We start from the raw sequence: 12529 nt of genomic DNA on the forward strand, positions 1-12529 counted from the left end.
ACGACCCGCACTCGCGGGTCTTTTTTTGCCCGCAACATTTATGTACCGCACAGCGCCACAACGTGACCTCTACCTTGCCCTGATATGACGCCCTTGCGGCGCGCCTCTTTCGTCAGATCAGGAATTGCTCATGCCCGAATCTTCCATACCCAGCGCCGTTGATGTCGTGACACAACTGGTGACCGGCCCTTCGTTGCGCGAAGTCGCCTCGAAAACGCTGCAACCGGCGCTCAAGACGCTGTACCCGACCCTGCACATCGATCCGCAACAGGCCATGGTGGTGACACCGACGTGGGTCATCGAAGGCGAGCAAGTCGTGCCCGGCCGCGAGCAGATCGAGTCTCTGACCGATGTTCTGGTACGACTCACGCTGAGCGGCACCACGGTGAACTACCTCGACGGAGAGCACTTTCTGACCTTGCAGCCCGGCCGGTCGGCAATCCAGCTGCCCGTGAAGATCGACGCGGTCGGCCGCCTGCTCAATGAATTTGCGCCTTTGATGTTCGTCGCCTTCAAAGAACAACATATCGCTTACTGGGGCACCTTCATCGCCCCGGAGCGGCCGCGCTGGCAGCAAATGTCGGACGCCCTGCGCAACCTGTGGAACGTCGACGCCCGCCAAGGCTGGGATGCCGAACAACGGGCCATGGCCCATGCCGTTTTCAAGGTCCCGGACAAACAACAGCGCTTGCCCAATGACAAATACAAGACCCGCGCCTGCCTGATTGACCTCGACCAGGGCGACAGCAACGAGCATCTGACCCTGCTGGACAGCGCAGTGCTGATTGGTAGCGTCGACGAGCGCACGATAATCCTCACCTATTCAGTGATCCATGGTTTCCAGAGTTTCGACTCCCTGGATGAACTCGGCGACGCATTGCCGCGCAAATCCTGGCAAAGAACCTCCAGCAGCCCGCTCAAGTGGCGGTTACTGGAACCGGAAGGCAACTTTTTCGACCACCAGGCCTGCACACTGATCGCCCTGGAAGGCGACGCCCTCGGGGAGATCAATTTCTTTGGGAGCTCGACAACCGATCAGCTCTACCCGCACACCGGTAAACCTCGGCAACCACCACCCAACCTTAAACCGCATATCGATCGCATGCGTCCGATACTGCCAGTCTGGCTGGATGACGCCGCGCCCGCAGACCAGGCCGCCTACAGTCGTTATCTGTTGGACCTGACGGTGTTGCAGCATTCGAACAAGGGCAAGTCGTTTCAGGAGCAGGTTGCCAGCCTGCAGACCTTTACTCGCGATGCCCTGAGCCGACAAATGCTCGAGGATCACCCGACAGCAAAAGATCTGAAGATCGACAAGATCGAAATCAGCATTGCCAGCCTGGAGGTGTGGGGCACGTTCGTCCTGCCGGGCAATATTCAGATCAAAAGCCTGTCGCTGACCGAGCTTGCCCTGCAAAACCTGGCGGGCCTGCCGCTGGGCAATAAAACCGTGCATTACAAGGACGGTAGCGCCCTGCCGGACTGGATGACCGTGACGTACCTCGAACAACTGGTCAGCAGCGTCGATATTGGCAAAACCTACCCCGCACACTTGAAAAAGCTGCTGGTGGACGATGCGGTGCACGCGGCGGCCTTGCAGAGGTTGTACACCTGCCAGTTATCCCTCGAGCTGCCGCTTCTGGCGCTGCAACACAAGATCCGTGGCAATGCCGGTATCAACGAACTCGGTTACCGGTATGTGGTTGCCGCCCTGAACAGCAGTGCCCAGGCGCGTCAGGTCGATGGGCATGAGATCGTCATCCGGCCGCTCGCGTTCGCTGCCCACCGCAGCGGTTCACAGACCGACACCGTGACCAACATGTTCGTCATCGGCCCGCGCGACGCGGACAAAGGCCCCTGCGTGCTTTATCGACCGCTGTTCCAAATGGCACTGATTCAGTACCCCAGCCACGCCAACCTGCTGTATGCGATCCAGCATTCCCGGCAACTGAGTGAATCGGTTCTGGCCTGGTTGCCGGACGATGTGCGATTCAACTACAGCCAGTTCGTGTTCACCGCCAAACTGCCGTCGGTGTGGACGATTCCGCAACTGTTGGTCAACCCGCTCACCGCCCTAGACATGTCCGGCCCTGTGACACTCGGCGCTGCAGTGATCGAAGGCGATATCCTGGCGACACTGCACACCACCAACGTTCAGGCAGTCATCACCCAGGCCGATCGCCAGTCCGTCTCCAATGCCGAAGCACGCTGGGCCAGCCTCAAGCGCGGCGGCTGGATGCTATTCAATGCGGCATTACCGTTTCTGGGCCGCAGTGTTGGTACGGCGGCATGGATATGGCAAATCATGGACGACTTGCAGGAGATCAGCGACGTCGCCAATCAAGAGTCCGGCAAGGTGGCCTGGACGGCGCTGGCCGATATTTTCCTCGCGCTGGGTATGGTGCTTGCTCATCGCGCAGCGGTCGGTGACAGGCCAGCCAGCGAATCGCTCCCCCTGGTGCAGGAGGAAGAACCGCAGGCAATAACCCCACCCTCCGAGGTGATCAAACCGCTCCGTTTGCCTGACATTACCAGTACCGAGTTGCCCGCCGCCCACGAGACCTCCGTCAACGCCATCGCCGCGCTACTGCGCTCGCCCCTTGCGCTGACCGCCCTGCTCGACAGCTTCAATATCTCCAAACCCGAAGGGCTCGGGGAGGCGGCCAGTACAGGTCGGCATCAGCACCTCTATGCACACGAGAACAAATGGTATGCCCCCGTCGGCAAACGCTGGTTTGAAGTGGAGATCAATGACAACGAAGACGTGCAGATCATCGACTCACGTCAGCAACCGCCATTAAAAGGCCCCTTGCTGACCCGCACCGCCGGCGGTCAATGGGTCCTCGATCTTCGCTTGCGCCTGCGCGGAGGCGGGCTGCGCAATCGCCGCAAGGAAGCCAAAAGCAAACGCGACAAACAAGCCGAAAAACTAACCGCCGACCTCAAGGCTTTCGACCTGACCATGGAGGATAAGCAAGCCCGCCTCGACCAGGCCCACAGTGCAATGACCGCTGCTCAGCCACAAGCCGTTGACGTGGCACGCCAACAGTATCTGGACACCCTCGACTCACAGAGCAAGGCGTACGGCGCGAACATCGAGCAGATCAAGGCATTGAACCTGGTGCAGAACATTCCCAACTACCGCACCACCATGATCCAGCGGCTGGAAATGCAGTTGTTTCTCGGCCAGCAGTGGCTCACTGAAAACGCCACCGACTATCAAACCAACGTGACCGCGACGATGGCGATGATTGCTGACGACGCCAATGTCGAACGGCAGGCCTTTGTCCAGGCCTGCGAACGAATGACCGATCAGACCCAGAGCATCATCGAAAAGGTCGAGTCGGCTCATAGCCGATTCCAGGAACTGGAACTGCTGGGCAAGGACGCCGTGGAAACCCTGGCCCTTTATCGAAAGGCGTTGCCGACCTACGACCTGAATGACCTCAAGCTTTTACAGATCAGCCTCGGGCAGGAAATCGGCCTCAAGCCCGGCGAGAACGCCTTCCGGGTCGAGGCACAACAGGCTTTGGAAACCCTGATCGAAGATGCTGCGCTGAATATTCAGAGTTCACTGAATCTGACCGCCGACGATGGCCTGAGCAACCTGCGTGAACGGATCGAAGCCCTGAGCAATGTTTCCGAGCAGTTCAGCTCGGTGGATCAACGCTTTGCCGACTTCACCGCAGAGTTTGCCAACCAGATTCAGACTGATCGACTCAGACACATACGCACGCGGGTGAGCGAGTTCAAGGCGGGAACAGATGTGCGCCTGGCGGATCTGCTGCGCAACAAACATTTACTCGACCCCTTGCCCGGGCCGTCGAGACCCTCCTCCGGTTCAGCCTCCGGGCGAAAAATCATCAAGACCAAGTTCAAGGGCACCTTGGTCGGCGAGCGGAAAAAAAGTGTTGATGGTCAAGACACTGACCAGGTTGAAGTGCGTAGCGAGCTCACAGGGGTGATCGCTACGTTTCATGAGAAGTCGCCGGGGGAATGGGTCGAACAGGGCAGTACACACTCGCAGCCTGCCAAGGCCAGACCGAATCTCAAAAGAAGCCTCGCGCAGGGTCAGGCCTTGATCGACGGGCTGGCGGCGTTTCATCGACTGATCGAAGCGCGCATCAAACGAGATCGACGAGTTCCCGTCGAGATTGAGGAGGAATACCACCGCCATGCCGACCGTTTAACCAGAGCCAATGCAGCAATAGATGAGGCGTTGACCGCCAGCAATCTCACCGCCGGCTCCTCCGCCGGAACTGAAGCCCTCGGTCACGCGCTCAGCGACGCCGCGACCCGCCTGTATGAAAAAGGCACCAGCACCCGCATCCGCATGATCAAACAACAACCGCCATCGGCTGCCGGGGTCGAGTGGCTTAAAAGCAAAGATGAGGTCTACATCTACAAAACCGTTACGCGACGCAAACTCCAAAGCCGTCCCAATGACTTTCTGGACGAGTACGAAGTACGCGAGGTCAAGACCCGAAAGGTCCTGTGTTATGCGCACTTTCACTACACCAGCGTGAGCGCCCCGGACATTGCGTTCGAAGCCGGCCACATGAAAACCGTCGCACAGCGTCACCTCGGTGGCGCCTATGAACTGCGCGGCCTCAATAATCAGCAAGTCATTGATATTTACCGCAGCGAGATTTCAACGCAGCTCGCCGAGAACGTGTTCTTCACTCTCGCCAAGCCTGTTGCAACCGGGTCAGCGCCGCTTTGATCGCAGCCTCAGGCACGGCGGCAAAGCCCAGAACCAGACCGGCGCGTTGGTCGGGCGAGGTCAATGAGTCAGGCAACCAGTAATTGCTCAAACCGTTGATCTCCACATCCACGCGAGCAGCCTGCTCAACCAGTTGCTGCTCGCGCTCGATGCTGTCTACAGCCACCGTCAGGTGCAACCCGGCAGACACCGCCGGCAGCTTTCCGACACCGGCGATGGCTGTCGGCCAACCGTCGAGCAGGGTATTGCGACGGCTCAGCGCGGCCCGGCGCATCCGGCGGATATGCCGCTGGAAATGCCCGGCCGCCATGAATTCGGCCATTACCGCCTGCGTGCTCACCTCGGAATGCCGGACGTCCACCGCCCGGCGTTGCGAAAACGCTTCCACCAGCCCCGGTGGCAGCACCAGATATCCCAGGCGCAACGCCGGGAACGCGACCTTGCCGAAGGTGCCGACATACAGCACGCGCCCCTGGCGATCGAGCGCCGCCAACGGAGCCAATGGCGCGCCGGTGTAGCGGTACTCGCCGTCGTAGTCATCCTCAATGATCCAGCCTTGGGTGCGTTCAGCCCAGGCCAGCAACTCAAGACGTCGCGCCAGACTCATCACCACGCCCGTCGGGTATTGATGGGACGGCGTGACATAAGCCACGCGGCAATCAGTGGCCGCCGACAATGCCGAGCAATCCATACCCTCTTCATCCACAGCAATCCCGCGCAACCGGCCACCCGCCACAGCGAACGCATGACCGGCCGCGCGGTACCCCGGATTTTCGATGCCGACACCATCGCCCGGCTCCACCAGCAACTGTGCACAAAGGCTAATGCCCTGCTGTGCGCCACTGGTGATCACAATTTGCTCAGCCGAGCACTGCATACCGCGCGAACTGCGCAAATAAGCGGCGATCAGCCCGCGTAACCGCGCATCGCCTGCCGGATCGCCGTAACAGAGCTGCTGAAGATCCGGTTTACGCCAGAAAGCCGCGTTGAGCTTGGCCCAGACGTCAAACGGAAAGAGATCGAAGGCCGGCACGCCGACGCGAAATGCCCGTGGCGGGCCACTGGGAGGTTTGGATAAATGGTTGTTTTTCACCCGACTCAGCGGATCGTTGTGGATAACTTTACTGGATGGATCAACAGGCAAATCCAGCCAATTTGTGGATAAGGCTGTGGGTAAGCCTGTTGAAAACCCTGTGGATACTTTTGTGGATAGTTTTTTTGCCGAGAGTTGTTCACCGGGCAATTGCGCCACGTAAGTACCATCGCCCACTCGTCCCTCAATAAAGCCTTCGGCGTAGAGCTGATCGTAGGCACGAACCACGCTGTTGCGCGAAATCGCCAGTGCCGCCGCCAGATCACGACTGGCCGGCAGCCGCGTGCCACTGCTCAATCGACCGTCGAGCACGCGCAGGCGCAACGCTTGATAGAGCTGGCGGCTCAAGCCTTGGCGACGGTCGAGTTCAATACCGGCCGGGTTGAAGGAAAGCGACAGCGTGCTCGAATCGGGCATGGCAATGGACCTATGAAATTGGTCATCAATGGCTCTTACAACAGACCAATAGCCTGCCTACGATGCTGGCATTCGCCAAGGAAAATATCTCCATGTACACGCCACGCGCCTTTGCCATCGACGAGTTGTCGCAGCTCCACGAACTGATCCTCGCCACCCGCCTCGCCATTCTGGTGACCCACGGCGAAACCGGTCTGCAAGCCAGCCATGTGCCGGTGCTGCTGCATTGCGAGCAAGGCGAAAACGGCACGCTCTACGGGCACCTGGCCAAGGCCAATCCGCAGTGGAAAGACCTGCGCGACGGCGCCGAAGCGATGCTGATCTTTGCCGGCCCGGACGCCTACGTCAGCCCGGGCTTTTACCCAAGCAAAGCCGAACACGGCAAAGTGGTGCCGACCTGGAACTACGTCGCCGTCCACGCCTATGGCCACGCCGAAACTTTCAGTGATGGCGGACGCCTGCTCGACATCGTCAGCACCCTCACCGACCGCCATGAAGCCGGCCGTGCGCAACCATGGAAGGTCGACGACGCCCCCGCTGATTACATCGACGGCATGCTCAAGGCCATCGTCGGTTTCGCCATTCCCATCGACCGTCTCGAAGGCAAACGCAAGCTCAGCCAGAACCGCAGCCCCGAGGACATTGCCGGTGTGCGCGAAGGGCTCGCGGCCAGCCCCGAGGTCAACGACCAAACCCTCGCCCAATTGATGCGTTAAGGAAAACACATGAGTCAGATCGATATCCGCCCAGTTACCGCTGGCGACCACGCCGCCTGGCTGCCGCTGTGGCAGGCTTACCTGGCCTTCTACAAAGGCGAACTGCCGGACGCCGTCACGCACAGCACCTGGCAGCGCTTTCTCGATCCGAGCGAGCCGACTCATGCCGCGCTCGCCTGGGCGGACGGCAAAGCGGTGGGCATGGTGCATTACATCTACCATCGCTCGAACTGGAGCATCGAAAACTCCTGCTACCTGCAAGACTTGCTGGTCGAGGAACACACTCGCGGCAGCGGCGTCGGTCGCCTGCTGATCGAACACGTCTACGCCACGGCCAAGGCCGACGGTTGCTGCAAAGTCCATTGGCTGACCCACGAAACCAATGCCACCGCGATCCAGCTCTACGAGCGCATCGCCGAGCGCCCGGGGTTCATCCAGTTTCGCAAAGCCCTTTAAGGAGAGACGCTCATGACTGCTTCACTTGCCGACTGGAAAGGCGTCCCCGCCCCGATCACCAAACTGCTCGAAGGTCGCTTCATCCGCCTGGAAAGACTCGACCCGGCGCGCCACGCCGACGAGCTGTTCAACGCCCTGCAAGGCGCCGGTGCCGACCCGAAACTCTGGGATTACTTGCCCTACGGCCCGTTCCCGGAGCGCAGCGTGTTCAATGCCTGGCTGAACAATCACGCAGCCAGCAGCGATCCGTATTTCTTCAGCGTCATCGACCGCGCAACAAATCAAGTGCAAGGCATCCTCAGCCTGATGTCGATCGTCCCGGCTCAGGGCCGCATCGAAATCGGCCACGTCACCTTCGGCGCACCGATGCAGCGCTCACCGAAAAGCACCGAGGCGGTTTACCTGCTGGCCAAATATTCCTTTGCGCTCGGCTACCGCCGCCTCGAATGGAAGTGCAACAACGGTAACGCCCGCTCCAAATACGCGGCCGAGCGCTTGGGCTTCAGCTTCGAAGGCGTGTTCCGCCAGCACATGGTGGTCAAGGGTCAGAACCGCGACACCGCGTGGTACTCGATTCTGGATGGTGAGTGGCCGGCGATTGCGGCGGGGTTTGAGCGCTGGCTGTCGGATGAAAACCAGACGCCTGATGGGCAGGTGAAAGGGTTGGTCGAGTGCCGTTCTTAACCTTTTAAAAGCAAAAGATCGTCCGAACGCGGCCCGAGCCTTCGGCAGCTCCTACACAAGGCAAATGTAGGAGCAGCCGCAGGCGGCGATCTTTTGATCTTTAACTGATATCTCGCCGAATCCGCACAACGCCCATCTTCATCCCAAACGGACGAAACACGGCGTTCAGCGACTTCAGCGTCTGATTACCTTCACCATGTTCGATGTGCACCAAGGTACGAACCGAAATTTTGCACATTTTCGCGAATTGGGTCTGATGCAAACCCGTCACTTCCACACGCAAGCGGCGAACGGCTTCACCGATCTCAAGCGTTTCCTGCGCCAGCCCCTCTTTTATGTTTTCAATAAGCACAGTGCGTTCGGCAACGGTCAGGCTCATTTCAGATCCCACCCTTTCAATCGCTGCTCCAGATTTTTCAATGCAATGCCTGGGTGATTCATGGTTCGGTCCGGCAGACCGCTCTCGGTCAAAATATCGGGAAGGGCCGCGAGGCGTTGTGCGTCCTGACGCAGGCGCTCGAATGAATCCGGCGCGCCAGCCAAAGCAGCCAAGGGGTCAAACTTCACAAACCAGTGTTGACTGACCTCTGAATCCTCAAGGACTGCATCGGGGAACAGGAGACCCGCCTTGTTCTCTGCCAACAAAAGCTTCGGTGCTTCCCCCCCGCCCCCGTTGCACCACCAATGGCTGCACCCAGTTCATAGGCGTACTCGAGAAACCGGTTGTCACGCAGGATCACGTCCTGACGCTGAAATCCAATGGGCTCTCGCTCATCGTCAGGTCGTACATACGCTTTGCACCTGCATTTAAATGCACTTTAGCGAAGAGTTTTCAGTAATAACTGCAATATAGTGCATATTTCATCGAGAGCCACGCATACATCTGCAACAAAATGCAGAAAAGCATCAACAACGTATTTCCCAGCCAATGTGCTGGAAGCACATTCGCATGCGCCGCCAGCACGTTGATCACTCCGTTGGCACTAACCTGTCCAGCACCCGATTGACCGCCAGCTCTGCCAGCATCACCACCTGAGCGATGCCTTGCAGGGTTTTGCGGTGGGTACCTTCAACCTGCGCGATATGGTTGTTGATCATGACGGTGGCCGAGCCAAGGGTTTCACTGGCATCTACCAGCAGGGACTCGTTGTCGGCCTCGGGGCTTGCCATGTAGAGCGTGTTGGGTTTGTAAGGCGCGGCCATGATGTCGGCCGCCGATGGGCCGAGATAGTGGTCGAGGGCGCGCTCGGCGGCTTCGTGGAATTTCTTTGAATCGGGCGATTCGTAGGGGGATGCCGGGTCTGTCGTCGGCGGGTTTGGCGTTGGTTTGAACATGGTGACTAACCTCTGTGAGGCCGCCATCTTTTCGCCGCTAAGCGAAAGGGTGGCGGCTGTGCGCAAGTTAGCGGACCGGTAGTCACCAAAAACCCGGTGCACCCGAAGGTGCCATGCGCACAGCCACCATCAAGTGCAGGCGAATGCCTGACTGGACAGATATGTGCAACCGTAGTGACTAGCCGGGCCGCTAAGCCCGATCACTGGAAATCAGTGATGCAAACCAAGTTACGCAGCCAGCCAAAGGCGCACAAGCCGGCGGATTCTGGTGCATGCGTAGGCAGCGGCGCAAGGTTTTGTAGGTCGCAAGACGTAAAGCCAACAGGCTTTAAACAAGAGCGACGGCAGAGGTTTACTGCACAAGAATAATTGGCGATTTTTCTGCCGTATCAGGCCTCTTCTCTTAACCGAGTTTCTGCGCCAGCACCGCGATATGCTCCGGGCCGATCCCGCAGCAACCGCCCAGGTGACTGGCGCCACGCTGCTGCCAATCAAGCGCCCAATGCAGATAACCCGGCGGGTCGAGATCTTCGCGCAACGGGTCGAGTCCGTCATTGGCCGTGGCTTCTTTGGGCTGCGGCGGAAACGCATTGGCATACGCGCCGATGTGAATCTTCACCCCCAGACGTTCAAAGGTGTCGCGCGCCGCATCAATCGCCGCGCCGATCACTTCCGGCTGGCTGCAATTGAACAACAGCGTCTCGACGCCCAACTCGGCGGCCACTGCAGCCGCGTCGGCCACTGGCTCGCCGGAACGCAAACGCGGCACTTCGTCGGTGTCTTCGTCCTTCAAAGTAAACGACAGCCAGAACGGCTTGCCGTCCTGCGGCAGGCCGGCGTGAATGGCGCGCGCCTCGACGATCGAGCTCTGGGTTTCCGCCAGCCACAGATCAACGTGCGGTGCCAGGCCCTTGACCAACGGGTTGAGCAACTCGGTCACACGGGACGCCTCGAACAGATCCGGGCGATAAGAACCGAACAACGGCGGCAAGGAACCGGCCACCCGCACGGCTTTGCCCGAAGCCTCTACCGCACGCCGCGCCAGTTCACCGGCCAACGCCGCCAGCGCCTGCCCTTCAGCGGCGAAGCGCTCTTCGCCGATGTGGAACGGCACCACCGCGTAACTGTTGCTGGTGATCACATTGGCACCGCTGGCGATGTAGGCGGCGTGTACCGCTTCCACTGCTTGCGGCGCTTCGCTCAGCGCCAGGGCTGACCACTCTGGCTGCCGGAATGGCGCACCGGCGCGTTGCAACTCACGGCCCATGCCGCCATCGAGAATAATCGTGTTTGCTGCGCCCATATGCCTTTCACTCATAAGCTTATGAAAATAACTCACTATCAGAGTCGTTCTTATAACTATTTAATACGCACCATTCCGTTAATAACAACCTCTTTTTTAACCAGGGATCGACTGTGAAATTTCAACCGCTACTGGCCCTGGGCCTGACGATTCTGGCCGCCTCCACTCAAGCTTTCGGCGGCGCCACGCTGGATCGCGTCGAGCAGAAAAAAGAACTGGTTGGCGTGTTGATGGAGAGCTATCCACCCTTCTCGTTCCTTAACGAGCAGAACCAGCTCGACGGCTTCGACGTCGATGTGGCCAAAGCCGTGGCGGACAAACTCGGCGTCAAGCTGCGCCTCGAAACACCGTCCTGGGACGTCATCGCCGCCGGCCGCTGGAGCGGGCGCTACGACATCTGCATCTGCTCAATGACCCCGAGCAAGGCACGCGCCGAGGTGTTCGACTTCCCGGTCGAGTACTACGCTTCGCCAGCCGTGATCGTGGTCAACGCCAAAGACGATCGCATCCACAGTGCCAAGGATCTGAGCGGCAAGAAAGTCGGCCTCACCAGCGCCTCCAGCTATGAAAGTTATCTGAACAAGAATCTGGTCATCGAAGGCGCCGAAGACACGCAGTTGCAGTACCCGTTCGAGGAGGTGCAGATCGCCCCGTACGACACCGACAACGTTGCCTTCCAGGACTTGGGCCTGGGTGCCGGCGTGCGTCTGGATGCGATCCTCACCAACCTCGTCACTGCGCAGCCACGCCTGAATGAAGACAAGCGCTTCAAACTGGCCGGTGCGCCGCTGTATTCGGAGCCGAACTCGGTGGCCATCGAAAAGGGTGATGCCCAGTGGGATGCGAAAGTGCGCGAGGTGTTTGCGCAGCTCAAGCAGGACGGCACCCTGAGCAAGCTCTCGCAAAAATGGATCGGCGCCGATATCAGTCAATGACTTCTTTTCCGACACCTCCACAGCCACCGCAACCGGTGGCTGAATCACTTCTGCGCCGACTCTTCGGTTTTCGTACGCGGCTGTACCTGACCTGGGCGGTGATGCTCTGCCTGTTCGCCGGGTTCTTCCTGAGCTTCGACCTGAAGTTCTCGATCATCCTCGACAAACTGCCCAACCTGGTCGGCCTCAAACTCGCACCCAATGGCTTCCTGCAAGGCGCGGCGCTGACGTTGTTTCTGTGCGTATGCTCGATTGTCACCTCGTCATTACTGGGCTTCGTGACGGCTTTGGCGCGACTGTCGAAAAGCGCTGTGGCCTTTGGCATCGCCAGTTTCTACGCCTCGTTCTTTCGCGGCACGCCACTGCTGATCCAGATCCTGCTGATCTACCTCGGCCTGCCGCAACTGGGCATCGTGCCCGGCGCCATCGCTGCCGGGATCATCGCGCTGTCGCTGAACTACGGCGCCTATCTCAGCGAGATTTTCCGCGCCGGCATCCTCGGCGTCCCCTACGGCCAACGCGAAGCGTCGCTGGCGCTGGGCATGCGCGAGAGCGTGATTTTCTGGCGCATCACCCTGCCCCAAGCCATGCGCACCATCATCCCGCCGACCACCAACCAATTCATCTCGATGCTCAAAGACTCGTCGCTGATCTCGGTGATGGGCGTTTGGGAAGTGATGTTTCTGGCGCAGTCGTATGGTCGTTCAAGCTATCGCTACATCGAGATGCTCACGACCGCCGCGATCATTTACTGGGTGATGTCGATCGGGCTGGAGCTGATCCAGGCGCGCATGGAACGGCATTACGGCAAGGCTTACGAGCGCCGAACTTAAGGTGTTCTGCAACACCACAGACATCATTCTGTAA

Annotated in this window: 10 protein-coding genes and 1 pseudogene; 6 read left to right on the forward strand and 5 right to left on the reverse strand. The window is 59.3% G+C overall.

Features of this window, described 5'->3' with window-relative positions:
- Nucleotides 1-130: 130 nt before the first annotated feature.
- Nucleotides 131-4723, forward strand: a complete 4593-nt coding sequence (locus ACA074_RS27945; RefSeq protein WP_497678167.1) for a dermonecrotic toxin domain-containing protein — start codon at nt 131-133, stop codon at nt 4721-4723.
- Here the strand turns inward: ACA074_RS27945 and pdxR are convergent.
- A complete protein-coding gene (gene pdxR, locus ACA074_RS27950) occupies nt 4680-6233 on the reverse strand; it encodes a MocR-like pyridoxine biosynthesis transcription factor PdxR (RefSeq protein ID WP_497678168.1) in 1554 nt (517 codons plus the stop codon). The genes ACA074_RS27945 and pdxR overlap by 44 nt on opposite strands.
- A gap of 92 nt (nt 6234-6325) precedes the next feature.
- Between pdxR and ACA074_RS27955 the strand changes: the two genes are divergently transcribed.
- The 3 genes from ACA074_RS27955 to ACA074_RS27965 are packed head-to-tail and all read left to right on the forward strand — an operon-like array spanning nt 6326 to nt 8089.
- A complete protein-coding gene (locus ACA074_RS27955; RefSeq protein WP_401266656.1) occupies nt 6326-6949 on the forward strand; it encodes an FMN-binding negative transcriptional regulator in 624 nt (207 codons plus the stop codon).
- A 9-nt stretch (nt 6950-6958) separates the two neighbouring features.
- On the forward strand, nt 6959-7405 hold the full coding sequence (locus tag ACA074_RS27960) for a GNAT family N-acetyltransferase (protein WP_401266659.1): 447 nt from the start codon (nt 6959-6961) through the stop codon (nt 7403-7405).
- Between the two features lie 12 nt (nt 7406-7417).
- Nucleotides 7418-8089 carry a GNAT family N-acetyltransferase gene (locus ACA074_RS27965; protein WP_497678169.1) on the forward strand — a complete coding sequence of 224 codons (672 nt, stop codon included), beginning with the start codon at nt 7418-7420 and terminating at the stop codon, nt 8087-8089.
- A gap of 100 nt (nt 8090-8189) precedes the next feature.
- On the opposite strand, the gene ACA074_RS27970 is transcribed toward ACA074_RS27965, so the two are convergent.
- The 4 genes and pseudogenes from ACA074_RS27970 to ACA074_RS27985 form a co-directional block, all read right to left on the reverse strand.
- The gene (locus ACA074_RS27970) at nt 8190-8468 is read right to left on the reverse strand and encodes a helix-turn-helix domain-containing protein (protein ID WP_489880199.1); all 279 of its coding nucleotides are present in this window, start codon (nt 8466-8468) and stop codon (nt 8190-8192) included.
- Nucleotides 8469-8647: 179 nt separating this feature from the next.
- A pseudogene (locus ACA074_RS27975) lies at nt 8648-8859 on the reverse strand (type II toxin-antitoxin system HipA family toxin); the annotation flags it as partial.
- A gap of 199 nt (nt 8860-9058) precedes the next feature.
- Nucleotides 9059-9424: a DUF6124 family protein gene (locus ACA074_RS27980; protein ID WP_497678170.1), complete on the reverse strand. Its 366-nt coding sequence runs from the start codon at nt 9422-9424 to the stop codon at nt 9059-9061.
- Between the two features lie 403 nt (nt 9425-9827).
- Nucleotides 9828-10727 (reverse strand): homocysteine S-methyltransferase family protein, encoded by a 900-nt coding sequence (locus ACA074_RS27985; protein WP_497658352.1) that lies wholly within the window; start codon nt 10725-10727, stop codon nt 9828-9830.
- A gap of 113 nt (nt 10728-10840) precedes the next feature.
- Here ACA074_RS27985 and ACA074_RS27990 point away from each other — a divergent pair, with 113 nt between their 5' ends.
- Nucleotides 10841-11662, forward strand: coding sequence for an ABC transporter substrate-binding protein (locus tag ACA074_RS27990; protein WP_497615667.1), 822 nt, complete (start codon nt 10841-10843; stop codon nt 11660-11662).
- Nucleotides 11659-12495, forward strand: a complete 837-nt coding sequence (locus ACA074_RS27995; protein ID WP_497678171.1) for an amino acid ABC transporter permease — start codon at nt 11659-11661, stop codon at nt 12493-12495. Before ACA074_RS27990 ends, ACA074_RS27995 begins: the two co-directional genes overlap by 4 nt.
- Nucleotides 12496-12529 lie beyond the last annotated feature (34 nt).

The organism is Pseudomonas sp. LBUM1655 (assembly GCF_059716085.1).